Origin of the sequence: Bifidobacterium aerophilum (assembly GCF_010667685.1) — a bacterium.
In the GTDB taxonomy this organism is placed as follows: domain Bacteria; phylum Actinomycetota; class Actinomycetes; order Actinomycetales; family Bifidobacteriaceae; genus Bifidobacterium; species Bifidobacterium aerophilum.
The window spans coordinates 40,071-65,782 of the sequence record NZ_WHZW01000016.1; the positions used below are offsets into that span (position 1 = coordinate 40,071).

Below are 25,712 nucleotides of genomic sequence, written 5' to 3' on the forward strand. Positions count from 1 at the left end.
GCGACCTTGAACGCCCCAGCTCGTCACGCCTTGCCGAGCACCGTCAGCACGATCAGCAGCACGTTCAGCGCCACGATCAGCGCCGCCACGCAGATGAAGATCACATGCTTGACGGTTCCGTCCACATACTCTCCCATCAGCTTCCTGTCATGCGTGTATCGCATGAGCGGGATGATCGCGAACGGGATGCCGATCGACAGGATCACCTGGCCGACAACCAGCGCCTGTGTCGGATTCGGCGCGAACCACAGCACGATCAGCGCCGGCACGAGCGTGACCACACGGCACGCCCACATCGGGGCCTTGATGCGCAGCAGCCCGTGCATGATCTCCGAACCCGCATACGTGCCGACCGACGTGGAGCTCAGCGAGGACGCGAGCAGGCCGATCGAGAAGATCGTACCGACCACCGGGCCAAGCACGCTGACGATCGCATGCTGCGCGCCCTCGATCGAATCGGTGCCCTTCATGCCGTACAACGAGTTCGCGGCGATGATGAGCAGCGACACGTTCACCGAACCGGCCAGCAACAACGCCCACGCCACGTCGATCTTCGAGCCGTGCAACAGCTGACGCACGGTCGGCTTCTTCTCCCCCGGCGCATAATGGTCGTTGACCAGCGTCGAATGCAGGTAGATCGCGTGCGGCATGACGGTCGCGCCCAGCATCGACGTGGCCATGAGCACCGAATCGGTGGTTGTGAAGTGCGGGATCAGCCCGCCGAACACGGCCGCGGGATCCGGCGGCGCGATGAACAGGCCGAAGATGAAGCCGAACGTGATGACCAGCAGCAGCGCGATCACGATCTTCTCGAACAGGCGATGCGTTTTGCCGCCTTGGAACCACAGCAGCACCGTGGAGATGGCGCCGATCACGAGGCCGCCCATGAACAGCGAGATGCCGAACAGCAGGTTCAGTGCGATCGCGCCGCCGATCACCTCGGCCAGGTCGGTGGCGATGGCGATGACCTCGGCCTGCATGAAGAACATGAACCGGCCCGCGTCGCTCATGCGTTCGCCGAGCAGTTCCGGCAGTGATTTGCCCGTGACGATGCCGAGTTTCGCGGACTGGTACTGGATGAGCACCGACATCGCGTTCGCCAGCACCAGCACCCATACGAGCAGGTATCCGTAACGCGCGCCCGAGGTGATGTTGGCGGCCACGTTGCCCGGATCGACGTAGGCGACGGCGGCGACGAACGCCGGTCCGAGAATGGACGCGAGCGCGTGTCCCTTGCGTCCGTTGGCTCGCTGATGACCGCGGATGCGTTCCCCCTCCGCGGCGTGTGCGCGTTCGATCTCCAGTTCGGCGGCCGACCGCTCGACGGGATTCATGGGCATTGTTTCGACTGTGCTGTGTGCGTTGTTCTCTTCCATACCGCGCACCGTTATAGACCGGGCATGTTACATGCGTCCACACATGCGTCCGTGTGCGGTCGGTGTTCGCCGGAAGCGCGATATCGACGGCGCACATACGACAACGCGTATCCGGCTACGGCAGCGGTTCGCCCGGGCATGCGGCGAGCACCGACTGCATGGCCCGTTGCTCGCGCGAGGTGACCGTGAGTCCGTACGCGGCTTTCACCGCTATCTGCCGGGCGACGTACCGGCATCGGTAGTCGCCGTTCGTGGGCAGCCAGTATGCGGCGGAGGCCGATCCTTTCTCCTGATTGGCCGGCCCGTCCACCGCCAGCAGGTTGGCGAGGTCGTTGCCGAACCGGTATCGCGTCGCGGTATCCCAGTCTCGGGCGCCTGACTGCCATGCGTTTTCCAGGGCGACGACGTGGTCGATCTGCACGGCGGAGCTGGTGCGTGCGCCGCGCACGAACCGGATGGTCCGACCGGTGTACGGGTCGTCGAGTGTGCCGGATCGGACCGCGCAACCGCCGGCCGTCACGTATCGCACGTCGGTCAGGTCGCGGGCGAGCACGTCTTCGCGCACGTCGCAGCCGTTTCCGTCGTCATCGGTGGCGCGGTAGCCGAACAGGCTGCGGTCGTAGCCGGACCGGTCGGGATCGTCGTCGATCACGAGCCGGCTGAGCGCGTCGGCGGCCGGACCGCCCGCCGCGTAGTCGCCGGTGATCCGGCCGACGGTCGGGCTGACGTTCGGCAGTCCGACGCCCAGTCCTATGCCGCACGCAACGGCGAGCGCCAGCAGGATCAGCGCACGTCCGGCTGGACCGGACGGGTCGAATCGGCGGCGCGGGAAATGGGAACGGTCACGGCCAGCGGCATAACGCGACGGCCGCACACCCGGATGGGCATGCGGCCGTGCGGCACGTCGGTCAGTTCGCGTGCGGTGGGTTCGGTGTCCGTCGGTCATGGGCGGCGCCGTGAGCCGTCATCACGCGTAGGTGAAGGTGAGCGGGTCGTGGCCGGCGCGCTTCGGGCCGTCGAGCGCGTCGATGGCGGCGTGTTCCTCGGGGAACAGCGTGAAGCCGAACACGTCGAGGTTCTGCTTCTGGCGTTCGGCGTGCACCGACTTGGGGATGATGATCGTGCCGTTTTCGATGTGCCAGCGCAGGATCACCTGGGCAGGGCTCACGTTGTGCGCGTCGGCGATCTTGGCGATAACGCCGTTGCCGGCGTTGAGGTCGGCGCCGCGGGCCATCGGCGAGTATGCTTCGACGGCGATGCCGTGTTCCTTGCAGAAGGCGACCACGTCGCGCTGCTGCCAGGTCGGGTGCAGTTCGATCTGGTTGACCGCCGGCCATTCGCCGGTTTCGTCGTGCAGTCGCTGGAGGTGTTCGGGCAGGAAGTTGCACACGCCGAGCGTCTTCACGCGGCCGTCCGCGCGCAGCTTGGCGAGCGCTTTCCACGTGTCGCCGCTGCGCCAGTTGAACGGGGTCGGCCAGTGGATCATGTACATGTCGACGTAGTCGACCTGCAGCAGTTTGAGCGAGTCGTCGAATGCGCGCAACGCGGAGTCGTAGCCCTGTTGGGAGTCGCGCAGCTTGGTCGTCAGCCAGAGCTTGCCGCGCTGCTCGCCCGTGTTGTATCCGGTCGCGGCGAGCGCGCGGCCCAGACCGCCTTCGTTGTTGTATCCGGCCGCGCCGTCGATGTGGCGGTATCCGGCGGACAGTGCGGATTCGACGACCGGCTCGACGGCATCGTCGTCGATGCGCAGGATGCCGAGTCCGATCTGCGGGATCGCATTGCCGTCGTTCAGCGCGATGTCCGGCACGGTCGCCGCGGCGGCAGCGGCGGCGAGATCACTGGTTTCCAGCATGGCAAACCTCCTGACGAATTGATTCCTGTGCTCAACAATACACGGATGCGGCATCGTCGTGGGCCATGATCGCCACGCCGCGAAACCCGGTCGCGGACATGCTTCCGCGTGACACGGTCTTGTGGACGGACCGACTTGATATGTACGTTCGTACACCTATACTGGAGCGCCGTATGCCGGTTTTGGCGCCGCTCAGGCACCGAGCCCGGCAACCGTTTCCGACTTCCAGCAAAGGAGCCTCCATGACCGCCGAATCCGTCTCCGCCATTCCCCCCGTCGAACCGCGTACCCCGCGCGCATCCGAACGCGAGGAGATGCTCGCCGGCAAACTGTACAATCCCGCCGACCCCGAACTGTGCGCGCTGCGCGAGAAGGCCGGCGACCTGTGCACCAAGTTCAACGGACTGCCACGCGGCGACTATGCCACGCGCGCCGCGGTGCTCGACGAGCTGATTCCCGGCCACGGCGAGAATTTCGACGTGATGGGCCCGATCTTCTTCGACTACGGCTGCCATACCACGGTAGGCGACCGCGTGTTCATGAACTTCAATTTCAGCTGTCTTGACTGCGCGCCGGTGACGATCGGCGACGACGTGCTGTTCGGACCGAACGTGTCGCTGCTGCCGCCGATGCATCCGATGCGCTGGCAGGATCGCAACGTGCGTCGCGCCGCCGACGGCTCGTTCTACGACTACGAGTACGGACTGCCGATCACGATCGGTTCGAACTGTTGGTTCGGCGGCGGCGTGACCGTGGTCGGCGGCGTGACGATCGGCGACGGCTGTGTGATCGGCGCGGGCGCGGTGGTCACGCATGACATTCCGGCCAATTCGGTGGCGGTGGGTGTGCCGGCGCGCGTAATCCGCACGATCACCGACGCCGACGCCGCCGTCTATCAGGAATACGCGCGGTAGACGCCTTCGCCTATCCCCGCAGCGCGAACAGGAATCGCGGCCGGCCGGTCCAGTCGTTCTCGGTATGAGCCTGCGCGAATCCGTTGGCCCGTGCGAAGGCGACGAGCCGGTCGCCCTGCGAGATGTCGTGTTCCATGACGAGCGCACCGCCCTGCCGCAGCAGCGCCGCCGCGCGCAGGATGATGCGTTCGGGGATCGCGACGCCGTCCGCGGACCCGCCGTACAGGGCCATGTCGGGATCATGGTCGCGCGTTTCCGGCTGTTCGGGAATCTGCGACAGCGGCACGTACGGCGGGTTCGTGATGACGATGTCGATCGTGCCGTCCAGCTGCGGCAGGGTGAGCGGGCTGGTCGCGTCGCCCCGTTCGAGGTGATAGTTGTATCCGGCCGACGGATCCTGCTTGGCGACCGTCTCACGGTTGCGTTCGGTCCATGCGTAGGCGTCCGGCGACAGTTCGACCGCCCACACTTCGGCACCGCGCACTTCGGTCACGACGGACAGTCCGATCGCGCCCGATCCCGCGCACAGGTCGACGACACGCGGCGCGTACAGCCGTTCACGCGTGATCCAGTCGAGGCCGGCCTGCACCACGGTTTCGGTTTCCGGACGCGGGACGAACACGCCCGGCCCGACCTTGAGATCGAGGTACCGGAACGACGCGTGTCCGGTGATGTGCTGCAACGGCTCGCGCTTGGCCCGCCGCTCGATCATCGAGCGGAATCGCTGTTCCGTCGTCTCATCGAACGCCCATTCGTCGCCCATGAGCATGGCCTTGTCGACGTCGCGCAGCTCGCGCCCCGCCGCCTCCGCCAGCAACAGCTTCGCATCATGCTCGGGGGTATCCACCCCCGACTCGCGCAGCGTCCCCGCCGCGTCCCGAATCACTTCAGCAACAGTCACGGATGTCACTTCTGGTTCGCGAGGCGCTCGGCCTCGTCCGCCTGGATGTCCGAGTCGATCACGGCCTGCAGATCGCCGTTGAGCACCGCGTCGAGGTTGTACGCCTTGTAGTTCGTGCGGTGGTCGACGATGCGGTTCTCCGGGAAGTTGTACGTGCGGATGCGCTCGGACCGGTCGAGCGAGCGCACCTGCGAGTGGCGCATGTCGGCGGCCTCGGCGGCCTCCTGCTCGTGCTTCATGGCGAGCAGTCGGGACTTGAGGACGCGCAGCGCGGCGGCGCGGTTCTGGATCTGCGACTTCTCGTCCTGCATGTTCACGGTGATGCCGGTCGGGATGTGGGTCATGCGCACCGCGGAATACGTGGTGTTGACCGACTGGCCGCCGGGGCCGGAGCTCATGAAGATGTCGATCTTGAGGTCCTTCGGATCGATTTCGATCTCGTCGTCGTCCTCGTCGGCTTCCGGGAAGACGATCACGCCGGCCGCGGAGGTCTGGATGCGGCCCTGCGATTCGGTGACGGGGATGCGCTGGACGCGATGCACGCCGCCCTCGTACTTGAGGCTCGCCCACACGCCGTCTTCCGGCGCGGGCGTGCCCTTGGCGCGGATGGCGATCTGCACGTCCTTGACGCCGCCGAGCTCGGTGGTGTTCTCGGACTGCACGGTGACGGTCCAGCCGCGCTTTTCCGCGTATCGCGTGTACATGCGCAGCAGGTCGCCGGCGAACAGCGCCGCCTCCTCGCCGCCGGTACCGGCCTTGATCTCCATGATCGTGTCGCGCGCGTCGTCCGGGTCGCGCGGGATGAGCGCGGTGCGCAGCTTCTCCTCGGCGGCCGGCAGTTCGGCTTCGAGCCGCTTGGCCTCCTCGGCGAAGTCCTCGTCCTCGCCGGCCATTTCGCGCGCGGCTTCGAGGTCGTCGCGGATCTGCAGGTAGGTCTTGTATGCGGACACGATGCCGCCGAGTTCGGCGTGGCGACGGCCCAGCTTGCGGATCTTCTCCGGGTCGGACACCACTTCGGGATCCGCCATCTTCGCTTCGAGGTCGTGGTATTCCTCAAGCGCGGTCTGCGCGGCGGGGAACTGTTCGTCTGCCATTTTGTCGTCCTTACGATCGCACGGTGACCATTACACGGTGGTCGTTACGTTGCCGGTTCGGATGTGTTTCGCGCGATGCCGCATGAAACGCATCAAGGTATACAAAAACGCCAGTCCGCGATCGGGTCGCCGAAGCGACGCCTTGACCGCACGGACTGGCGTTGATGAAGCTAGTTGGCCTTCTTGCCGTAGCGACGCTCGAAGCGAGCGACGCGGCCACCGGTGTCCATGATCTTCTGCTTGCCGGTGTAGAACGGGTGGCAGTTCGAGCAGACGTCGACCGTCATGTGGTCGCCCTTGTAGGTGGAACGGGTGACGAAGGTGTTGCCGCACGAGCACAGGACTTCGACGGCATGATAATCGGGATGGATACCCTGCTTCATGGTGTGTCTCCTAAGGATTCGGGGGACCCGGGTCGTCGCGCCCCTATGGCCGACGTGAACCGGAACCTATGGGAGTATACGCGCGAGTCTCGACTTCGTGACACGCATGCGCGCGGGCCGATGGCGCGTTGTCGGAAAAGTGGGGCCGCAGGGGCTTGAACCCTGGACCGGGCGATTATGAGTCGCATGCTCTAACCGACTGAGCTACGGCCCCACGATGGTGCGCCGAGCGCAAACCAACCCGACCAGTGTAGCAGAACGGCCGCCCGACGCAGCCGCAAATCCGCCGGAATCAGTAGTCCTCCCGGTACTTGAGCGGCTTGCCGGCGGCGTGGCGCGCGAGCTCCTCGGCCACGTTCAGTCCCATCGCATGCAGTTCGCTGCCGGTCGAACCGGCGATGTGCGGGGTGAGGACCACGTTCGGCATGTCCCACAGCGGCGAGTCGTGCGGCAGCGGTTCGGGCCAGGTCACGTCGAGGATCGCGTTGATGCGGCCGGTCGCAAGTTCCGCGATCAGCGCGTCGTGGTCGACCACGCGGCCGCGCGCCGAGTTGAGCAGCGTCGCCCCGTCCTTCATGAGCGACAGTTCGCGCGCGCCGATCATGCCGCGCAGCGCCGGGATGTCGGGGGCGTGCAGCGACACGATGTCGGATTGGCTCATCACCGTGTCCAGGTCGGCCTTGACTGCGCCGTACGACGCGGTTTCGTCGGCGGACATGTCGATCGAATAGGCGAGCACGTCAAGGCGGGTCATCTGCAGCATGGTCATGAGACGGCGTCCGATGCGCGACGACGCGCACACCAGGCCGACGGTCTTCTCGTAGTTGCCCACGCCGGCGAACACGCTTTGCACGTCCACCCACGCGCCCCAGCCGCGCTGGTCGTGGTACATGCGTTCGGCTTGGAAGAACGCCTTGTTGGCGAGCAGGATGTTCGCGAAGCAGTATTCGGCGACGGGCAGGCCGTTGAGGTATCCGGAGTTCGACAGCGCGATGCCGCGCCTTTTGGCCTCGTCGCGGGACTCGTCGTCGGCGAAGATGCGGGCCGCGGCGCCGCTGGCGGCGAAGATGCCCTTGAGATGCGGCATGGCGTCGAGCGCGGCGACGTCGAGCAGCTGCTCCGCGCCCCATCCGGTGATGATGTAGTCGGCGGCGGCGATGGTCGCCGCGTTGGCCGGGTCGTGGAAGTCCTCGATCACGACCGGTTCGCCGTGGTCGTCGCGTGCGTATCGCGCGATGGCGTCGAGTTCGCGCCACGCGTCCCGCCCCATGATCTTGCCGAGCAGATCGGCCGGTCTGAACGAGAACACGACGGACGGCTTGTCGGATGACGGTTCCTGTGTCATGATTGCGCTCCTTTGACGACTGATGACGGCGGCCGGTGACGGCGATTATCGACAAGACCGTCGCCGGCGGACGACTTGCGCCCACAGACGACGGCCACCGACCGGCACCGCGGTCACAGATGATCCGGTTCGCGATTGTACGGTCCGGCCGCGCAAGCCGTTCGGTCCTTGCCATTTGTTGCAGGCGTGCGTCACGGGCACCCGACGTAGTCGTTCCGGCTTGTGCACAACCCATTCGATGGCGACCGGCGGCACCCAGTGATACACTGATCTCATAAGTTCAATCATCTAACTTATTGGCGCGCCGACGGCACTGTCAAGCCGGCAGCCGCGCCCATGCAAGGAGGCAACATGACCCGGATTCTGGTGGCGGGCATCGATACATCCACGCAGTCGACCAAGGTGCGCGTCACCGACGCCGCGACCGGCGAACTGGTGCGTTTCGGACAGGCAAAACACCCCGACGGCACGAGCTGCGACCCGAACGCGTGGTGGGACGCGTTTCTTGAGGCATCGGCTCAGGCCGGCGGCCTCGACGACGTGGCCGCGCTGGCGGTCGGAGGACAGCAGCACGGCATGGTGCTGCTCGATAAGCAGGGCCGTGTGGTGCGCGACGCGCTGCTGTGGAACGACACCCGTTCCGCACCCGATGCCGAACGGCTGATCGCCGAGTTGGGCGAATCCGCCAAAGCCGCGGACGGCTCGGAGGACGATCTGTCCGACGATCCGACCATGCGCGGCCGCCAGCGCTGGGTCAGGGCGGTCGGCTCGTCGCTGGTCGCCTCGCTGACGATCACGAAGATCGTGTGGGTCGCGAAGAACGAACCGGAAAACGCCGCCCGCGTGGCCGCGGTCTGCCTGCCGCACGACTGGCTGAGCTGGCGCATCGCCGGCCACGGACCGGTCGCGGACGGCGAAACCGCCGACCTGGCCGCGCTGTTCACCGACCGCTCGGACGCGTCGGGCACCGCATATTTTGATTCGGCCGCGAACGAGTATCGCATGGACCTGTTCAAGCTGGCGTTCGGCCGCGACGACGTGACCCTGCCGCGTGTGCTCGGCCCGACCGAGACGGGCGCGGTGGCCGATCCGGCGATCGCCGGCAAGAACGTGCCCGGCGGCTGCATCATCGCCCCGGGCGGCGGCGACAATGCGATGGCGTCGCTGGGCCTCAACATGGGCGTGGGAGACGTGTCGATCAGCCTAGGCACGTCGGGCGTGGCCGCGGCCATCTCCCCCGTGCCGACCTATGACATGACCGCGTCCGTGACCGGTTTCGCGGATTGCACCGGCCACTGGCTGCCGTTGGCCTGCACGATCAACGGTTCGCGCATCGCCGATGCGGGGCGCGCGGCGCTGGGCGTGAGCTACGACGAGCTGGCCGATCTGGCCGCGCAGTCGGTACCGGGAGCCGAGGGCATCACGCTGATCCCGTACTTCGACGGCGAGCGCACGCCGAATCGTCCGGACGCGACGGCGACGCTGCATGGCATGACGTTGCGCAATACGACCCGCGCGAATATCGCCCGCGCGTTCGTGGAGGCGCTGCTGTGCTCGCAGCGCGACTGCCTTGAGCTGGTGAAGGGCCTTGGCGTGGACGTCAAACGCATCCTGCTGATCGGCGGCGGCGCGAAGTCGGCCGCAGTGCGCGCGTATGCGCCGTCGATCCTCGGCATGGACGTGCTGCTGCCGAAGACCGACGAGTATGTGGCGATTGGCGCGGCACGCCAGGCCGCGTGGGTGCTGGGCGGCAAGGCCGAGCCGCCGGCATGGGAGCTGACCATCGAGGACACGCTCACCGGCGAGCCGACCCCTGAGGTCTACGCCCAGTACGCGAAGTACCGCGGCTGAATTCCGCTCTTTTCTGGGCGCAAACCAACGCGGAACGGCTGATTCGCGTTGGTTTGCGCCCAGAAATATGGGCAAATATGGTTTGAGCCCGGTCTCCGATAATGGAGACCGGGCTCAAACCATGCACGACATCGATGGGTCGGCGACGCCCTCGACGATCGGGACGCTCAGAGCTGGCCGTCGCGGCGCAGACGCGCGCGCAAGGCGATGCCGATCAGGGAAAGACCGAAGGCGGTAATCGCGGCGATGATCACGGTCTTATCCTTTCTCTTGGAATCCGGACGATTACGATGCACGATAGTTCGCGGATGTTGCGAGACATCGCGCGCAATCTCACGAGGATGTTACGGTCCGGCCGCGTAAAAAACGGGGCGCCGCCGGAACCGGACGGAACCGACGGCGCCCCGATCAGTCATGCATCAACGGTTGCCGCGAGGATCAGGCCTCGGCGAGCGCGTCGACGATGTAGTTGTTGATGGTCGCCTTGACGGATTCGAGGTGATCGGACTTGGTCGCGGCGATGAGCTCGGACTGCGGCTTGTCGATCGCGTACTCCTCAAGGGAGGCGAGGGTGGCGGTGCCGTTCTCGATGGTCGCGCCGATGCCGGAATCGTAGGAGCTGTAGCGCTCGGACATGAGGTTCTGGATGAAGCCGTCGCGGTTCATCTTGTCGGCGACCAGCAGGCCGGCCGCGTAGGAGTCCATGCCGGCGATGTGCGAACGGAACAGGTCCTCGGCGTAGAAGGAGGTGCGGCGCGGCTTGGCGTCGAAGTTCAGGCCGCCGTGGGGGCCGATGGAGCCGGCCTGCAGGACCTCCCACATGACGGCGACGGTCTCGTACAGGTCGGTCGGGAACTCGTCCATGTCCCAGCCGATGAGCTTGTCGCCCTGGTTGGCGTCGAGCGAGCCGAGGAATCCGGATTCGCGGGCGACGCGGATCTCGTGCTGGTAGGTGTGGCCGGCGAGGTTGGCGTGGTTGCCTTCGAGGTTGAGCTTGAAGACGTCGGTCAGGTCGTAGGTGCGCAGGAAGTTGATGGCGGTGGCCGCATCGAAGTCGTACTGGTGCAGCGTCGGCTCCTTCGGCTTCGGCTCGATGAGGAACTGAGCGTCGAAGCCGATTTCCTTGGCGTAGTCGGCGCACATGTGGAAGAACTTGGCGATGTGGTCGGTCTCGCGCTTCATCTCGGTGTTCCACAGGTTCTCGTAGCCTTCGCGGCCGCCCCAGAACACGTAATTCTCGGCGCCGAGGCGCTTGCCGATCTCGAGGCTCTTCTTGAGCTGGCCGGCGGCGTAGGCGTAGATGTCGGCGAACGGGGAGGTGGCGGCGCCGGACACGAAGCGCGGGTTGGTGAACAGGGAGGAGGTGTTCCACAGCAGCTTGACGCCGGTGGACTTCATGTTCTCCTCGATCTTGTCGACGACCTTGTCGAGGTTGGCGTTGGTCTCGCGCAGGGTGTCGCCTTCAGGGGCGATGTCGCGGTCGTGGAAGCAGAAGTACTCGACGCCGAGCTTGGTGAACAGCTCGAAGGCATAGTCGACCTTGGCGAGCGCCTGATCCATCGGATCGGTGTACTTGTAGTACGGGCGGTGCGCGGTGCCGGTGCCGAACGGGTCGACGAGCTCCTGGTTGAAGGTGTGCCACCAGGCGACGCCGAAGCGCAGCCAGTCCTTCATCTTCTTGCCGGCGACGACCTTGTCCGCGTCGTAGTAATGGAAGGCGAGTCCTTCCTGCGGCCCCTTCTGGCGGCCGACGTACTCGATCTTGTCGATGTCCCACAGACCCATGACGATCTCCTTGGTTGATAACTTCGTTGTCCGATGCCGCACCCGCACCGTTGGCGGTCGATGCGGCATCGCCGTACGCCAAAAATATTAAATCGTTGAACTATATTTGTCAATCCAATGAACTTTTTGGCGTACGCGACGGCGTGTCACGCTCCCCGCAACGGGCCGCGCGAACGCAGGACGGATCATCACGCGGTCAGGACACCGATCAGCCGACGCCGGACGAAACCGATCAATACAGACCGCGCCGACCGGCGCATCACACGAATCACGCGGATTCCAGGAACCGCATCGGATCGCCGGTGAACCTATGCAATCCCATCACGGCCGCGCCGTACATGGCCGGATGTTCGGTCACCGGCGGGAACATGAGCCGCACCTTCACCGCGTCGCGCGCCAGGATCTGCGACTGCACGCGCCGTTCGAGATCGGCGCGCAGGTCGTCGCCGAACCCGCTCCACAAGCCGCCGACCATCACGTTGCTCACGTCGACCACGTTGACCGTCGACGCGATCGCCGCGGCCAGTGCGGCCAGCGCGTTCTCCACGGCGAGCGCCGCGCCGGTATCGCCGGCATGCCAGGCCTCGATCAGCCGGGCAGGCATCCCCGCATCCACGGCCGTCGCCGCATCCGAGGCCAGTCCGGAGGAGAGCATCACCGCACGACGGCCGGCGAACATCTCCAGGCATCCGTGACGACCGCACCGGCACAGCGCGCCATGCACGTCGACGCACATGTGGCCGATCTCCCCGGCGAAACCGTGGTCGCCGCGCACGATCTGCCCCTCGCGCACGTACGCGCCGCCGATGCCGACGTCGGTCGACACGTAGACGAACGAATCGGACGGGCCGATCGGCCAGTCGTCGGACGAACGCTGCGCGGCGAATCCCGGGATCTGCGCGATCGCGGCCAGCGTCGCCTCATTGTCGGCCACGGCCCCCAGACGGGACACCACCGCATACCGGTTCAGGTCGATGTCGCGCCAGCCGAAGTTGCGCGCGACCAGCAGGCGGTTGCCGTCCGCCACGAGTCCGGGCAATGCGAGCTCGCATCCGGTCACGACGGCGCCGTCGGCCGCGAGCCGCTCCTCCACCGGACGCATCATCGCGTCGAGTTCGGCGAAGATCTCATCCGGATCAACGTCGCCCATCGGACGGTCGCGCCACTCGCTCGCCGTCACCGTGCCGTCGATGTCGAGCACGGTGTATCCGAAACCGTCGGTGTTGATCTGCATGCCGAGACCGACCCACCGTCCCGGCCGAAACGCAAGCGGCGTGCTCGGGCGGCCGTACGAGACGACGGCCGCCGGTTCGAGCTGGCGGATCACCCGGTTTTTCAGCAGGATGTCGCTCAGCAGGGACAGCGTCGCCTTGGTCAGACCGGTCTGCTTTGCCAGCGCGGCGCGGCTGAGCGGCACGCGCGAACGCGCCATCGTGGACAGGACCACGGACATGTTGTGATTGCGCAGATCATCCTGGTTGATGCTTCTGGACACCGGCATCGCGGCTCACCTCCTTGCGACGCGGCCTGTGGCCGGCAGTGCGTCCTGACTGGCCTGCCTACCCGATGGCCCGACCAACCCGAACGCCGGACGCCGGACGCCGGACGCCGCGGCCAATGCGGAACCCGACCGGAGAACGGCAGGCAAATGACTTAGCAAAATGATTGTACCTGATAGGAAAGCGCGACTTTCCGCGGATTCCGCAATCCGCCGAGTGGAGCCGGGGCGAGCGATTCGGAGCGGTTTTCGGCAGGTCGGATCCAGCAGGTTCGACTCGACGAACCCGCTCGACGCCCGGCTCGACAGGCCCGCGCACCCACGCGCACCAATCTTGTAAACATTCTTTACAAAATCGCCCCATCCGCGCCCGCGCGCCGCGTGACGACTCCAAGTTTGTGCTGATACTGTGAATTCCGTTATCAAACTCTTGACGTTTTCGACGAAGAGACCTCAAGACACCAGCTCGACATGGAGGTCAACATGACAGACACCGCAACCACCACACTCGCCCCGGAGGGCACCGACACCCTCGATACCCCCGACGCCCCGGACACCACGGCGATCCTGATGCAGCCGCTCGAGATCCGCCACATGCGGCTCAAGAACCGCATCATGTTCCCGCCGATGACCACCGGCTACGAAGCCCGCGACGGTTCGATCACCGAACAGAGCATCAACTTCTACAAGCGCGTGGCCGAAGGCGGCGCCGCCTACATCGTGCTCGGCGACGTCACCCCCGTGCACACCATCTCCCCCACGCCGAAACTCGTCACTGACGAGCAGATCCCCTCGTTCGCCGCCCTCGCCGACGCATTGCATGAATTCGACTGCAAACTCGGCCTGCAGGTCTTCCACCCCGAATACGACACGGTCGCGGTGGCCGAACTGTTCGCCAAGGGCGACATGGCGGGTGCCCGCGCCAAGCTGCATCACGACATGGCGCATTACGTCAACGAGGTGAGCGCCGAACGGCTCGGCGAGATCCTCGGTTCGATCACGGCCCTGGCCCGGCGGGCCGCGGCGGCCGGCGCCGACGCGATCGAAGTGCACGGCGACCGTCTCGTCGGTTCCCTGTGCTCGCCGCTGATCAACGAACGCGACGACGAATACGGCGGCTCGTTCGACAACCGCACGCGGTTCGCCCGCGAAGTGGTACGCGCGATCCGCGCCGGATCCCCGGACATCTGCATCGACTACAAGCTGCCGATCATCACCGAAAACCCGCAGATCGGCCGCGGCGGCCTGTTCATCGACGAGGCCGTGACGCTCGCACGACTGCTCGTCGAAGACGGCGTCGACACGTTCCACGTCGGTCAGGCCAACCACACCGGCAACCTCAACGACACGATCCCGGCGATGGGCACGCGCCCCGACTGCTTCATGGAACCGTATTCGCGGCGCATCAAGGAAGCCGTGGACGTGCCCGTCTCGACCGTGGGAGCGATTCCCGACGCGGACGCCGCGGCCCGGCTCATCGCATCCGGCGCCTGCGACTACGTCGGTCTCGGCCGACCGATCCTGTGCGATCCCGACTATGCGAACAAGGTGGCGGACGGCCGGGCCGACCTGATCCGCCCGTGCATCATGTGCAACCGAGGCTGCACCGACGCGATCGCCTCCCGCCGGTTCATCTCGTGCGTGCTCAACGCGCAGAACGGCTACGAATACCAGCGCGTGATCGGCAAGACCGAAGCCCCGAAGCGCATCGCCGTGGTCGGCGGCGGACCAGCCGGCATGGAGGCGGCGCGCGTCGCCGCGCTGCGAGGCCACGACGTGACCTTGTTCGAACGCGCCGACCGGCTCGGCGGTCAGCTGGACATCGCCAGCGTACCGCCGCGCAAGGGCACCATGCGCAGGATCGAACAGTGGTACGCACGCGCGCTCGACGCGGCCGGCGCCGACGTGCGGCTCAACACCGAGGCCACGCCTGAGATGCTGGCCGACGGCCGGTTCGACGAGGTGATCGTCGCGGTCGGCGGACGCAACGCGACGCCGCCGATCCCGGGCACCGACCTGCCGCATGTGATGGACGCGTGGCGCGTGCTCGCCGGCGAACAGCGGCCGCACGGACGCACCGTGATCATCGGCGGCGGACTGGTCGGCGCGGAAACGGCCGAACTGATCGCGCAGGACGATTACGGCTGCGACGTGACGGTCGTGGAGATGATGGGACAGATCGCGGCCGAGGAGTCAAGCACGATCAAGCCGATCATGATGGAGGATTTCGCCACGCACCATGTGACGCTGCTGACCAACACCAAAGTGGAGCGCGTTACGGAACATGCGGTGGAAGCGGTCGAGACGATCAACCCGCCGGCGCCCGCGGGACGGCCCGGCGCACCGGCAGGACGTCCCGGCGCGCGGCCCGCGGGAGGCGCGCCGGGACAGGCGGCCGAAGCCTCGGGCGCACCCGAGCCGCAGACCCGACCGGTGACGATCCCCTGCGATTGCGTGATCCTGGCGCTGGGCACCGCGCCTCTGCCGTTCGATACGACGGCATTGGACGCGGCCGGCATCACCGTCACCCGCGTCGGTGATTGCAACGGCCGTGCGGCGGACATCAACCGCGCGGTCGAGGAAGGCTACCTCGCGGCCGTCGCGGCGTAACCGGCAACCGTGTCAGGCAACCCGCCCGTCCGGCATGACAAACCGGGCGGGCGGCACTATGCTGTTCTCGGTTTTGCGTTCCGGACCAATCCGTCAGCGAACCCCGAACACCTCCGCCGCCGACGCCCGTCGACGCCAGCGGCACACCGACAAAGGAGCTTCTGCAATGACGCGCACGTTCACGCTCTCCCCCACCCTCGGCAAGCTCATGCTGCTCGCATGCGCGATGCTGTGGGGCGGCAGCTACCCGACCGCGAAGGTCGCGATGAGCGTCGTCACGCCGCAATGGCTCATGGCCATCCGTCTGCTCGCCGCGTCCGCGATCATGCTGATCCTGTTCCGCAAGCAGATCGTGCCGTATCTCAACCGCCGCATCATCGTTCCCGGTCTGTTGGTCGGATTCACCTACTGGGGCACCATGGTCAGCCAGATGACCGGCCTGACCATGATCGAACCGGGCCGCAGCGCGTTCCTGACCGCCGCGTACTGCGTGATCGTGCCGTTCACGTCATGGCTGCTCTTGCACCAGCGGCCGACCGCGCGCAACCTGGTCGCGGCCGCGCTGTGCCTGACCGGCGTCGGGTTCGTGTCGCTCAGCTCCGGTCTCGGCGGCCTGTCGGTCGGCCTGGGCGATCTGCTCACGTTGCTGTGCGCGTTCGTGTTCTCGTTCAATCTGGTATGGCTCGGCAAGTTCGGCCAGACGATCCACCCGGTCGCGCTCACGTTCAGCCAGTTCATGGTGGCCGGCGTGTGCTGCCTGGTCGGTGCGATCCTCACCGAACCGGCACCGACCGCCGCATGGCTGCAGCCGAACGTGCTGGCTTGCCTCGTCTATCTGTTCTTCGGCGCGACGATGTGCGCGCAGATCATGCAGAACATCGGACTCAAGGTGACGCCGCCTTCGCAGGCGTCGCTGATCATGTGCCTGGAAACGGTGTTCAGCCTGCTGTTTTCGGTGCTGTTCTACGGAGAGCGGGTGCAGGCGGCGGCCGGCGTGGGATTCGCGCTGATCTTCTCGGCGATCCTGTGCTCGCAGATCCACCTCAACGGCCGCATGCTCGAACGGCTCTCGCGGCGGTAACGGACCGTCTCATCGCACTGCGCGTAAACCAACGCAAAACCGCCTGTAAGCGTTGGTTTGCGCACGCTTCGCCGTGCCCCGGACGCATCACTCTGCTACGCCTAGCTCGAAATACTCCTGCGCGCCACACCCTGTCATTTCCCGTGGTTCATGATACGCCGCGCTCGAAATTCCTCAGCGAACCGCCCGTCCGCCCACTAGGATGGGGCGTATGAGCGAATCAACATCTTCCGCCGCCGGCAGCGCCGAGTGGGTCAACCCGCTGCGCGATCCGCGCGACCTGCGTCTGCCGCGCATCGCCGGCCCGTGCAGCATCGTGATCTTCGGCGTGACCGGCGACCTGTCACGCAAGAAACTGCTGCCCGCCATCTACGACCTCGCCAACCGCGGTCTGCTGCCGCCGAGCTTCGGCCTGACCGGCTTCGCCCGCCGCGACTGGACCGAGGACCATTTCAAGGATTTCGTGCGCGAGAACGTGATCGCGCACTGCCGCACCCCGTTCAAGGAGTCCACGTGGACCCAGCTGGCGGCCGGCATCCGCTTCGTGCAGGGCACGTTCGACGATCCGAAGGCGTTCGAGCGCCTGTCGAACACGGTCGCCGAGCTCGACCGCGACCGCGGCACGCGCGGCAACCACGCGTTCTACATGTCGGTGCCGCCGCGCGCGTTCCCGATCGTGGCGCGCCAGCTGGCCGACTGCGGCCTGTCGCGCTCTTCCGAGGGCGCATGGCGTCGCGTGATCATCGAGAAGCCGTTCGGCCATGACCTCGAAAGCGCGAAGGAGCTCGACCGCGTCGTCTCCGAGGTGTTCGACCCGTCGAGCGTGTTCCGCATCGACCACTACCTCGGCAAGGAGACCGTGCAGAACATCCTCGCGCTGCGGTTCGCGAACGCGATGTACGAGCCGATCTGGAACGCGAACTACGTCGACCATGTGCAGATCACGATGGCCGAGGACATCGGCGTCGCCGGTCGCGCCGGCTACTACGACGGCATCGGCGCGGCGCGCGACATCATCCAGAACCACCTGCTGCAGCTGCTTGCCCTGACGGCCATGGAGGAGCCGGTCTCGTTCGCCGCGTCCGATCTGATCGCCGAGAAGACGAAGATCCTCTCCGCGGTCCGTCTGCCGCGCGATCTGGCCGCACACACCGCCCGCGGACAGTACGCGGCCGGCTGGCAAGGCTCGCACGAGGTCGTCGGATACTTGGAGGAAAAGGGCATTGACCCGTCGTCCACGACCGAAACGTACGCGGCGATCCGGCTCGATCTCGACACGCGTCGCTGGGCGGGCGTGCCGTTCTACCTGCGTACCGGCAAGCGTCTGGGCAAGCGCGTCACCGAAATCGCGGTCGTGTTCAAGCGCGCGCCGCACCTGCCGTTCGAGTCGACGGCGACGCGCGAGCTCGGCAAGAACGCGATCGTGATCCGCGTGCAGCCGGACGAGGGCGTGACGATGCGGTTCGGCGCGAAGGTGCCGGGCGGCACGTCGATGGAAGTGCGCGACGTGTCGATGGACTTCAGTTACGGCCGTTCGTTCACCGAGTCGTCGCCGGAAGCGTACGAACGGTTGATCCTGGACGTGCTGCTCGGCGATCCGCCGCTGTTCCCGACGACGAAGGAGGTCGACCTGAGCTGGGAGATCCTCGATCCGATCGAGGACTTCTGGTCGACGCTCGGCCAGCCGCAACCGTACCGTGCCGGCACGTGGGGACCGGAAGAGGCCGATGAGATGCTCGCCCGCGACGGACGCCATTGGAGGATGCCATGATTATCGATATGCCGAACACGCGGACCCGTGAGATCTCGCGCAAGATCGACGAACTGCACGAGGAACGCGGAGAATCCGCGACCGGCCGCGTGCTCACGCTGCTCATTTCGACCAACGAGGATGAGCTGGAGCATGCGCTGGAGCTGGCGAATGCGGCGAGCCGCGAGCATCCGTGCCGCGTGATCGCGATCAGCCCGAAGCGCGGGGCGGCCGCGGCGGGCGGACAGAAGGGTGCGGTGGCCGAGAACGACGCGGACGCGCAGGACGAAGAGTCGAACCTCGACGCGCAGGTACGTTTCGGCGCGGACGCCGGCGCGGGCGAGATCATCGTGCTGCATCCGCGCGGCGGACTCGTGCATCATCAGGACACGCTGGTGATTCCGCTGCTCGTGCCGGACGCGCCCGTGGTGGCGTGGTGGCCGACCGAGGCGCCGGCGAACCCGTCGAAGGATCTGCTCGGCGCGATGGCCCGCACGCGCATCACCGATGCGATGCGCTCGTCGAACCCGTACCGCACGATCGCCGATCTGCGCCGCAACCGTTCGTCCAAGAACGTGGACCTGTCGTGGACGCGACTGACCGTGTGGCGCGCGATGCTGGCGACGATGCTCGACCAGCCGCCGCACCTGCCGATCAGCACCGTGCGCGTGACCGGTCCGAAGGGCTTCCTTCCGATGGACATGCTGGCCGCGTGGCTGCGTCTGCGACTCAACGTGCCGGTGACGGTGGAGGATGTGCCGGGCGCGACCGCCGTGACCGGCGTATACCTGACCCGTTCCGACGGCGTGCTGAGCCTGGAACGCCCGGATGCGGATGGCGGCGTGGCCGTGATCAGCATGCCGGGTGCTTCGCCGCAGACGATCAGCGTGCCCGCACGCACGCTTGAGGAATGCCTGAGCGAGGAGCTGCGCCGACTCAACCCCGATGAGGTCTACGCCGAAGTCATCACCGAAGGCTGGGATCTCATCCATCCCACCGACTGACACGGAATCGACCGTAGGCCGATTCCTTACCCAAGGAACGACATGACCACACGAAAAACCATCATCTATCGCGATCCGGTCGTGCTCGCGCAGGCCGTGGCCGCACGTACGCTGCTCACGATCGGCGATCTGCTGGCCGAACCGGGCCGCACGCGCGTCGACATCGCCGTGACCGGCGGCACCGACGGCAACCGCGTCTTCCACGAACTGCTGGCCAGCCCGCTCACCGAAGCGGTCGACTGGTCGCGCGTGCACCTCTGGTGGGGTGACGAACGGTTCGTCGCCGCCTACAGCGACGACCGCAACGTCAAGCAGGCCCGTGGCGAGTTCCTCGACGAGATGACGGCGCGCGGACTGCTGCCGGAGGCGAACATCCACGCGATGCCGGCCGACACGCGCTCGGCTGAGGAGATCGCGGCCGCTTCGCCTGAGGAAACCGACGCCGTGCTTGCGGCAGCCGCGGCCGAATATCAGGCCGAACTGATCGCGGAACTCGGGGCCGAACCGGCGCTGGACATCGCGATGTTCGGCATGGGTCCGGACGCGCATTTCGCGTCGCTGTTCCCCGGACTGCCGCAGGTGCTCATAGACGATCCGCACGTGCTGGTCGCCGGCGTGCGCGACTCCCCCAAGCCGCCGCCGCTGCGCCTGACGCTCACCGTGCCGATGATCGCCCGGTCGCGTCACACGTGGGTGTTCACGTCCGAGGAACGCAAGGCCCCGGCCGTGGCTGCGGCATTCGCCCAGCCGCGCAACCCGCAGGCCCCCAGCTCCTTCGCCGACGGTCAGGAACTCCTCTGGCTCATCGACAAGGGTGCGGCGAGCAAGCTGTAAGTCCCCGGATACGACAAAGTGGCGGTTTTCTCTTGCTGAGCACATGCTCGGCAAGAGAAAACCGCCACTTGCGTTATTTGCAGATCAGAAGCGATCAGGCTTCGATCTCCTCGCGATCCTTAGTGGCCTTCGGCCCTGCACAATTACGGACTCGCCTACGGCGAGGCTCAATACTGCCTTCGCTCGCCTATCGGCTCGCTCAGGCCGAGCCTAAGCACAGTCCACTGGACTGTGCTTGTCGCGACCCGATCTCCGCTACGCTTCGATCTCTTCGCGACCCGGCTCGGCCCAGAGAGTGTGATAGGCACCCGGCATGTCGACGCGCTGGTAGGTGTGGGCGCCGAAGTAGTCGCGCTGGCCCTGGATCAGGGCGGCGGGCAGACGCTTCGAACGCAGGCCGTCGAAGTACTCGAGCGAGGAGGCGAACACCGGGACCGGCACGCCGAAGGAGATCGCACGGGTCACGACGCGACGCCACGAGGTCTGCGCGGTCTCGATCGCGTCCTTGAAGTACGGCGCGAACAGCAGGGAGACATTGGCCTCGCCGGACTCGAACGCGTCGGAGATGCGGTTGAGGAACTTCGCGCGAATGATGCAGCCGCCGCGCCAGATGCGCGCCACCGCTGCCAGATCGATCTTCCAGTCGTACACCTTCGCGGCCTCGGTGATCTCGTTGAAGCCCTGCGCGTACGCGACGATCTTGGACGCGTACAGCGCCTCGCGGATGTCGTTGATGAACGCGGCCTTCTCGGCGGAATCCATCGGCACCACGCCTTCCGGCCCCTCGAACGCCTGCTTCTGGGCCTCGGCGCGCAACTCGGTCTGGCCGGACAAGCCACGGGCGAACACGGCCTCGGCGATGCCGGTCACCGGCACGGCCAGGTCAAGCGCGGACTGCACGGTCCACGTGCCGGTGCCCTTCATGCCGGCGTGGTCGACGATCACGTCGACGAGCGGCTTGCCGGTCTTCTTGTCGACCTGGTGCAGCACGTCCGCGGTGATCTCGATCAGGTACGAGTTCAGCTCGGTCTTGTTCCACTCCTCGAACACGTCGCCGATCTCGGCCGGGGTCATGCCCAGCGCGCGGCGCATCAGATCATAGCTTTCGGAGATGAGCTGCATGTCAGAGTACTCGATGCCGTTGTGCACCATCTTGACGAAGTGGCCGGCGCCGTTCTCGCCGATGTGCGTGACACACGGCTCGCCCTCGGCCTTGGCCGCGATCGACTCGAAGATCGGCTTCAAGGTCTGCCAGGACTCCTCGGAGCCACCGGGCATCATGGACGGTCCGAGCAGCGCGCCTTCCTCGCCGCCGGAGACGCCGCAGCCGACGAAGTGCATGCCGCGGGCGGAGATGGCCTTCTCGCGGCGGATCGTGTCCGGGAAGTGGGCGTTGCCCGCGTCCACGATGATGTCGCCCGGCTCCATGAGATCGGCCAGCTGGTTGATCATGTCGTCGGTCGGCTCGCCGGCCTTGACCATGATGATCGCGGTGCGCGGCTTCTTCAGCGAGTCCACGAACTCGGCCATCGTCTTGGCCGGGAAGAACTGGCCCTCGTCACCGTGCTCGGCGATGAGCTTCTCGGTGCGCGAGTAGTGGCGGTTGAACACGGCCACCTTGTTGCCGTGACGCGCGAGATTGCGGGCGAGGCTGGCGCCCATCGCAGCAAGACCGACAACGCCGACGTTTGCTTCAGCGGACATTGTTATCCTTTCGAATATTTGGCATACATATTCCATAGATCAGTCTATAACCCGGCCGCACCAATCGGCCATGCCCACGGCAAAAACCGGCAACGGCCGCATGCGACCGAAGACTGCCGTCTCCGCCGCATGCGACCGGCCGATCCGATTGATCCGACCGATGCGACCGGCCGATCCAGGCGGCACGACCGAACCGACCAAGCCGATACGGCGGCCGTTCAGACGAACAGCGACAGGCCGAGCACGGAGACCAGGCCCATCACCGACATAACCGTCGTCGCGGTCGTCCACGACATGAACGTCTCCTTCAGCGACAGTCCGAAGTACTCCTTGATCATCCAGAATCCGGCATCGTTGACATGGTCGGCGATCACCGATCCGGCCCCGACCGCCAGCACCATGAGCGCGGGGTTCACGGTGGTCATCGTCATGAGCGGCGCAACCAGCCCGGCCGCGGTCAGCGAGGCGACGGTGGCCGAACCGAGGCAGACGCGCAGCACGGCGGCGACGAGCCATGCGGCGATCAGCGGCGGCATGTTGATGTTCTGGAACAGCGTGGAGACATAATCGGAGATGCCGCCATCGACCAGCACCTGCTTGAATGCGCCGCCACCACCGATGATGAGCAGCATCATGGCGATCTGCTTGACCGACTCGGTCATCGACTGCGCGATTTCAGGCATCTTCTTGCCACGAGCGAAGCCCATGCTCCACACGGCGAACAACATCGACAGCAGCATGGCGGTATCCGGCGCACCGATCGCCTGGATCACCTCGTTGACGAGGGCGTCCTTCGGCAGCGTGAACGAGCAGACGGTGGCGACGGCGATGAGCAGCACCGGCATCATGGAGGTGAGCACGGAGATGCCGAACCCCGGGGTTTCATCCTCGGAGAACTCCTTGAACTCGCCAAGCACGGCGATGTCGAAGTTCTTGCGGTACAGGCCCGGCTTGATGCGGTGCAGCAGCATGTTGAACAGTGGACCGGCAACGATCACGGTCGGGATGGACACGATGATGCCGAACAGCAGCACATGGCCCATGTTCGCGCCGAGCGTTTCGGTGATGGCGGTCGGAGCGGGGTGCGGCGGCAGGAACGCATGCGCCACGTTGAGCGTGATCGCCATCGGGATGCCGAGGAACATGAGCGGCATGTCGAGCTCACGCGCAATGACGAAGATGATCGGCAGCAGCACGACCAGACCGACCTCGAAGAACAGCGCGATGCCGACGATGAACGACGCGACGACCACCGCGATCTGGATGTGTTTGCGACCAAAGCGGTTGATCAGCGTCATGGCGATGCGGTGCCCGCCGCCCGAATCCGAGACGAGCTTGCCGAGCATCGATCCGAAACCGAAGATAATGGCGAGGTGGCCAAGCTGGCCGCCGATGCCGGTCTCAATGGTGGAGGGGATCTTGTCGACCGGGATCTGCAGTACCAGCGCGGTGAGGAACGCGGTGATGATCAGCGAGACGAACGTGTTGAGCTTGACCTTGACGATCAGGAAAATAAGCACTGCGACGGCGCAGGCCACGATGAGCAATGGCATGGGACTTCCTTATCCGTTGACGTTTCGCTCGCAAGATTAACGCAGCAGGTAGCCGCCGTCGACCGGCAGCATGACGCCATTGATGTAGTTGGACGCATCGGAGCACAGGAACACCATCGCGCCCATCAGCTCGCGCGGTTCGGCCCAGTGACCGGCCGGAATGTGTTCGCGGATCTCGACGCTGCGGACCGGGTCATCCTGCAAGGCCTTGGTCATCGGCGTGTTGATGTAGCCGGGGGCGAGGCCGTTGACCTGGATGTTGTACGGAGCGAGCGCGTCGGCGTAGGCGCGGGTCAGGCCCATCACGGCGTGCTTGCTGGCGGCGTACGGGTAGATGAACTTGCCGGCTCGGTAGGACTGCATGGATCCGATGTTCACGATCTTGCCGCGGTTCTGCTTGATCATGACCTTGGCGACCTCATGCGACAGATAGTACAGCGCGTTGAGGTTGAGGTTGATCACGGCCTGCCAGTCTTCGTCCGGGAAATCGACGAGGTCGTGGCGACGCTGCATGCCGGCGTTGTTGATGAGCACGTCGATGCGGCCGAATTCCTCGAGCGCCTTGTCCACGATCTTCTTGGCGGCACCGGGCTCGGTGATGTCCTGCTGCATGAAGACCACGCGGCGGCCGTTCGCTTCGACCGCCTTACGGGTCTCCTCCCAGCCACGCTGCTCGTTGGCGACGACGAACACGTCGGCGCCGACCTTGCTCACGGCCTGCGTGTAGTACTCGCCCAAACCGCTGGCGCCGCCGGTGATAAGCACGACTTTGTCGGTCAGTTCGAAGGTGTGAATCGAAAACTCTTTCATGATCATTGCTCCTCGTCGATGATGGAGGTTCGGCGTGCCGGTTGGGTTCGGTTTCCCAACGTTCATCGCAGCCGATGCCGATGTGTTGCAGTTAGGTATATCGTTGCCCCGAACTTACGTCAACCGCTGACGTTCGCTGTGGTGTATCGATACCCCAAAGCATATGGCCGACGATTGACGAAGTCAAGTCGGATGGTGTATCGTTTTCCTCGACGATCGGAAAACGGCGGATTCACTGGCGTCCGTCGGAGTGTCGCACCGCCGACACGCACGGCGCCACGCAGCATGCGGCATACGGAGCGCATGCACAACCCATACGGAAAGGACCGCATATGGCCAAGGTGACCATCGCCGACATCGCCCGCGAATCGCAGGTGTCCGTGACCACCGTCTCGCGCTACCTCAACGGCAACTACGGCAAGATGAGCGCCGCCACCAGAACACGCGTCCAAGAGACCATCGAACGGCTCGACTACCATCCCAACGCATCCGCGCAGCGCATGCGCCAACAGCACACGCATATCGTCGGCGTCATCGTCGCCGACATCTCGAACGTCTTCTCGTCGCTGCTCTTCAAGGGAATCTACAACGAGCTGGAACCGGCCGGCTACGACGTCATGCTCATGAACTCGAACAATTCGCTCGGCGAAGAGCACGATGACATCGACCGACTGCTCTCGCAACGTGCCGACGGACTGATCATCCAACCGAACGCAAGGACCGCCGCCGCATACGAATCCGTCATCAGTGCGCGCAAGCCGCTCGTGCTCGTCGACCGCGAGCCCGACGAACGCCCCGCCGGCATCAGCCAGATCGTCGCCGACAACAGCGAATCCTGTCATCGTCTCGGACTCGAACTCGCGCAACGCGGGTACGACAACATCGTCGTCTGCAGCCGCATCCGCAGCGAGATCTCCGCGCAGACCAAACGAGTCGAAGGCTTCCGCGCGGCCGCCGAGGAAAGCCACCGGTTCATGGTTCACATCGAGGTCGCCTCCAACGACGTCGACTGGCTGACGCGCGAACTGTCGGTGACGCTCGGTCATCTGCATGGCCGCACCGTCGTCATCTCACTGATGGGACCATTGCTGTTCGACTTGCTCGCCGCATTGCGCACGCTGGACATCACGTTCCCCGACGACATTGGCTTGGTCAGTTTCGACGACTGGCAATGGTCGCAATACGTGCGGGACGGCATCTATCTGCTTGAGCAGGATCCTCAGGCACTCGGCCAGGCCGCAGCGCGCAACCTACTCGACCAGATTCGCGCCGGTTCGTCGCCGGGCGGTGACCCATACGCCGCCAGCGACGTCATCACGTTGCCGGTACGCACGGTATCCGCGCCATCAATCTAAATCGTTCATCAC

General features: G+C 65.6%; 20 protein-coding genes, 1 tRNA gene and 1 pseudogene. 9 read left to right on the forward strand and 13 right to left on the reverse strand.

Annotated features, from left to right (window positions below):
• Positions 1-23 precede the first annotated feature (23 nt).
• From GFD25_RS08280 to GFD25_RS08290, 3 genes are all read right to left on the reverse strand, one after another.
• Complete coding sequence (locus GFD25_RS08280; RefSeq protein WP_204314839.1) at positions 24-1,340, reverse strand: Nramp family divalent metal transporter; 1,317 nt, start codon at positions 1,338-1,340, stop codon at positions 24-26.
• A 151-nt stretch (positions 1,341-1,491) separates the two neighbouring features.
• Entirely contained in the window at positions 1,492-2,250 is a 759-nt protein-coding gene (locus GFD25_RS08285; RefSeq protein WP_338024644.1) for an HNH endonuclease family protein, read from the reverse strand.
• Between the two features lie 93 nt (positions 2,251-2,343).
• Positions 2,344-3,228 (reverse strand): aldo/keto reductase, encoded by an 885-nt coding sequence (locus GFD25_RS08290; RefSeq protein WP_163231783.1) that lies wholly within the window; start codon positions 3,226-3,228, stop codon positions 2,344-2,346.
• A 242-nt stretch (positions 3,229-3,470) separates the two neighbouring features.
• Here GFD25_RS08290 and GFD25_RS08295 point away from each other — a divergent pair, with 242 nt between their 5' ends.
• Positions 3,471-4,142 carry a sugar O-acetyltransferase gene (locus tag GFD25_RS08295; protein WP_239512495.1) on the forward strand — a complete coding sequence of 224 codons (672 nt, stop codon included), beginning with the start codon at positions 3,471-3,473 and terminating at the stop codon, positions 4,140-4,142.
• A 10-nt stretch (positions 4,143-4,152) separates the two neighbouring features.
• On the opposite strand, the gene prmC is transcribed toward GFD25_RS08295, so the two are convergent.
• The 5 genes from prmC to GFD25_RS08320 all read right to left on the reverse strand — a co-directional run bounded on the left by prmC (position 4,153) and on the right by GFD25_RS08320 (position 7,865).
• Positions 4,153-5,043 (reverse strand): peptide chain release factor N(5)-glutamine methyltransferase, encoded by an 891-nt coding sequence (gene prmC, locus GFD25_RS12255; RefSeq protein ID WP_338024645.1) that lies wholly within the window; start codon positions 5,041-5,043, stop codon positions 4,153-4,155.
• A gap of 5 nt (positions 5,044-5,048) precedes the next feature.
• Positions 5,049-6,137: a peptide chain release factor 1 gene (gene prfA, locus GFD25_RS12260; protein ID WP_163231788.1), complete on the reverse strand. Its 1,089-nt coding sequence runs from the start codon at positions 6,135-6,137 to the stop codon at positions 5,049-5,051.
• 170 nt (positions 6,138-6,307) lie between these two features.
• Complete coding sequence (rpmE, locus tag GFD25_RS08310) at positions 6,308-6,520, reverse strand: 50S ribosomal protein L31 (protein ID WP_163231790.1); 213 nt, start codon at positions 6,518-6,520, stop codon at positions 6,308-6,310.
• Between the two features lie 140 nt (positions 6,521-6,660).
• Positions 6,661-6,734: transfer RNA gene (locus GFD25_RS08315), tRNA-Ile, on the reverse strand.
• A gap of 78 nt (positions 6,735-6,812) precedes the next feature.
• Complete coding sequence (locus GFD25_RS08320) at positions 6,813-7,865, reverse strand: hydroxyacid dehydrogenase (protein ID WP_163231792.1); 1,053 nt, start codon at positions 7,863-7,865, stop codon at positions 6,813-6,815.
• Positions 7,866-8,216: 351 nt separating this feature from the next.
• On the opposite strand from GFD25_RS08320, the gene GFD25_RS08325 reads away from it, so the two are divergent.
• Positions 8,217-9,716 (forward strand): xylulokinase, encoded by a 1,500-nt coding sequence (locus tag GFD25_RS08325; RefSeq protein ID WP_163231794.1) that lies wholly within the window; start codon positions 8,217-8,219, stop codon positions 9,714-9,716.
• Between the two features lie 438 nt (positions 9,717-10,154).
• Here the strand turns inward: GFD25_RS08325 and xylA are convergent, their stop codons facing one another.
• A complete protein-coding gene (xylA, locus tag GFD25_RS08330) occupies positions 10,155-11,501 on the reverse strand; it encodes a xylose isomerase (RefSeq protein WP_163231796.1) in 1,347 nt (448 codons plus the stop codon).
• 268 nt (positions 11,502-11,769) lie between these two features.
• Positions 11,770-13,002 (reverse strand): ROK family protein, encoded by a 1,233-nt coding sequence (locus GFD25_RS08335; RefSeq protein ID WP_163231798.1) that lies wholly within the window; start codon positions 13,000-13,002, stop codon positions 11,770-11,772.
• A gap of 480 nt (positions 13,003-13,482) precedes the next feature.
• Here GFD25_RS08335 and bilR point away from each other — a divergent pair, with 480 nt between their 5' ends.
• The 6 genes and pseudogenes from bilR to pgl all read left to right on the forward strand — a co-directional run bounded on the left by bilR (position 13,483) and on the right by pgl (position 20,278).
• Positions 13,483-15,609: a bilirubin reductase, long form gene (gene bilR, locus GFD25_RS08340; RefSeq protein ID WP_163231800.1), complete on the forward strand. Its 2,127-nt coding sequence runs from the start codon at positions 13,483-13,485 to the stop codon at positions 15,607-15,609.
• A 166-nt stretch (positions 15,610-15,775) separates the two neighbouring features.
• Positions 15,776-16,690 carry a DMT family transporter gene (locus tag GFD25_RS08345; protein ID WP_239512496.1) on the forward strand — a complete coding sequence of 305 codons (915 nt, stop codon included), beginning with the start codon at positions 15,776-15,778 and terminating at the stop codon, positions 16,688-16,690.
• 202 nt (positions 16,691-16,892) lie between these two features.
• Positions 16,893-18,461: a glucose-6-phosphate dehydrogenase gene (gene zwf / locus GFD25_RS08350; RefSeq protein WP_163231802.1), complete on the forward strand. Its 1,569-nt coding sequence runs from the start codon at positions 16,893-16,895 to the stop codon at positions 18,459-18,461.
• Positions 18,458-18,659, forward strand: a pseudogene (locus GFD25_RS12575) (glucose-6-phosphate dehydrogenase assembly protein OpcA); the annotation flags it as partial. The gene zwf and the pseudogene GFD25_RS12575, both read left to right, overlap by 4 nt.
• A complete protein-coding gene (locus tag GFD25_RS08355; RefSeq protein WP_420829269.1) occupies positions 18,641-19,444 on the forward strand; it encodes a glucose-6-phosphate dehydrogenase assembly protein OpcA in 804 nt (267 codons plus the stop codon). The pseudogene GFD25_RS12575 and the gene GFD25_RS08355, both read left to right, overlap by 19 nt.
• A gap of 42 nt (positions 19,445-19,486) precedes the next feature.
• Positions 19,487-20,278, forward strand: coding sequence for a 6-phosphogluconolactonase (pgl, locus tag GFD25_RS08360; RefSeq protein WP_163231806.1), 792 nt, complete (start codon positions 19,487-19,489; stop codon positions 20,276-20,278).
• A gap of 255 nt (positions 20,279-20,533) precedes the next feature.
• On the opposite strand, the gene gndA is transcribed toward pgl, so the two are convergent.
• The 3 genes from gndA to GFD25_RS08375 form a co-directional block, all read right to left on the reverse strand.
• Entirely contained in the window at positions 20,534-21,982 is a 1,449-nt protein-coding gene (gene gndA / locus GFD25_RS08365) for an NADP-dependent phosphogluconate dehydrogenase (RefSeq protein ID WP_163231807.1), read from the reverse strand.
• 218 nt (positions 21,983-22,200) lie between these two features.
• Positions 22,201-23,535, reverse strand: coding sequence for a gluconate:H+ symporter (locus GFD25_RS08370; RefSeq protein ID WP_163231809.1), 1,335 nt, complete (start codon positions 23,533-23,535; stop codon positions 22,201-22,203).
• A 36-nt stretch (positions 23,536-23,571) separates the two neighbouring features.
• Positions 23,572-24,345 (reverse strand): SDR family NAD(P)-dependent oxidoreductase, encoded by a 774-nt coding sequence (locus GFD25_RS08375; protein WP_163231811.1) that lies wholly within the window; start codon positions 24,343-24,345, stop codon positions 23,572-23,574.
• 332 nt (positions 24,346-24,677) lie between these two features.
• Between GFD25_RS08375 and GFD25_RS08380 the strand changes: the two genes are divergently transcribed.
• The gene (locus GFD25_RS08380; protein ID WP_163231813.1) at positions 24,678-25,700 is read left to right on the forward strand and encodes a LacI family DNA-binding transcriptional regulator; all 1,023 of its coding nucleotides are present in this window, start codon (positions 24,678-24,680) and stop codon (positions 25,698-25,700) included.
• The last annotated feature ends 12 nt before the right edge of the window (positions 25,701-25,712 follow it).

Bases quoted from the DNA above. Each gene is read 5' to 3' on its own strand.
- GFD25_RS08295 (WP_239512495.1), top strand. From the start codon at position 3,471: ATGACCGCCGAATCCGTCTCCGCCATTCCCCCCGTCGAACCGCGTACC.
- GFD25_RS08320 (WP_163231792.1), bottom strand. From the start codon at position 7,865: ATGACACAGGAACCGTCATCCGACAAGCCGTCCGTCGTGTTCTCGTTC.
- GFD25_RS08375 (WP_163231811.1), bottom strand. From the start codon at position 24,345: ATGAAAGAGTTTTCGATTCACACCTTCGAACTGACCGACAAAGTCGTG.
- gndA (WP_163231807.1), bottom strand. From the start codon at position 21,982: ATGTCCGCTGAAGCAAACGTCGGCGTTGTCGGTCTTGCTGCGATGGGC.
- GFD25_RS08345 (WP_239512496.1), top strand. From the start codon at position 15,776: ATGACGCGCACGTTCACGCTCTCCCCCACCCTCGGCAAGCTCATGCTG.
- prfA (WP_163231788.1), bottom strand. From the start codon at position 6,137: ATGGCAGACGAACAGTTCCCCGCCGCGCAGACCGCGCTTGAGGAATAC.
- pgl (WP_163231806.1), top strand. From the start codon at position 19,487: ATGACCACACGAAAAACCATCATCTATCGCGATCCGGTCGTGCTCGCG.
- GFD25_RS08325 (WP_163231794.1), top strand. From the start codon at position 8,217: ATGACCCGGATTCTGGTGGCGGGCATCGATACATCCACGCAGTCGACC.
- GFD25_RS08370 (WP_163231809.1), bottom strand. From the start codon at position 23,535: ATGCCATTGCTCATCGTGGCCTGCGCCGTCGCAGTGCTTATTTTCCTG.
- GFD25_RS08335 (WP_163231798.1), bottom strand. From the start codon at position 13,002: ATGCCGGTGTCCAGAAGCATCAACCAGGATGATCTGCGCAATCACAAC.
- GFD25_RS08280 (WP_204314839.1), bottom strand. From the start codon at position 1,340: ATGCCCATGAATCCCGTCGAGCGGTCGGCCGCCGAACTGGAGATCGAA.
- rpmE (WP_163231790.1), bottom strand. From the start codon at position 6,520: ATGAAGCAGGGTATCCATCCCGATTATCATGCCGTCGAAGTCCTGTGC.
- GFD25_RS08290 (WP_163231783.1), bottom strand. From the start codon at position 3,228: ATGCTGGAAACCAGTGATCTCGCCGCCGCTGCCGCCGCGGCGACCGTG.
- xylA (WP_163231796.1), bottom strand. From the start codon at position 11,501: ATGGGTCTGTGGGACATCGACAAGATCGAGTACGTCGGCCGCCAGAAG.
- zwf (WP_163231802.1), top strand. From the start codon at position 16,893: ATGGGGCGTATGAGCGAATCAACATCTTCCGCCGCCGGCAGCGCCGAG.
- GFD25_RS08380 (WP_163231813.1), top strand. From the start codon at position 24,678: ATGGCCAAGGTGACCATCGCCGACATCGCCCGCGAATCGCAGGTGTCC.
- bilR (WP_163231800.1), top strand. From the start codon at position 13,483: ATGACAGACACCGCAACCACCACACTCGCCCCGGAGGGCACCGACACC.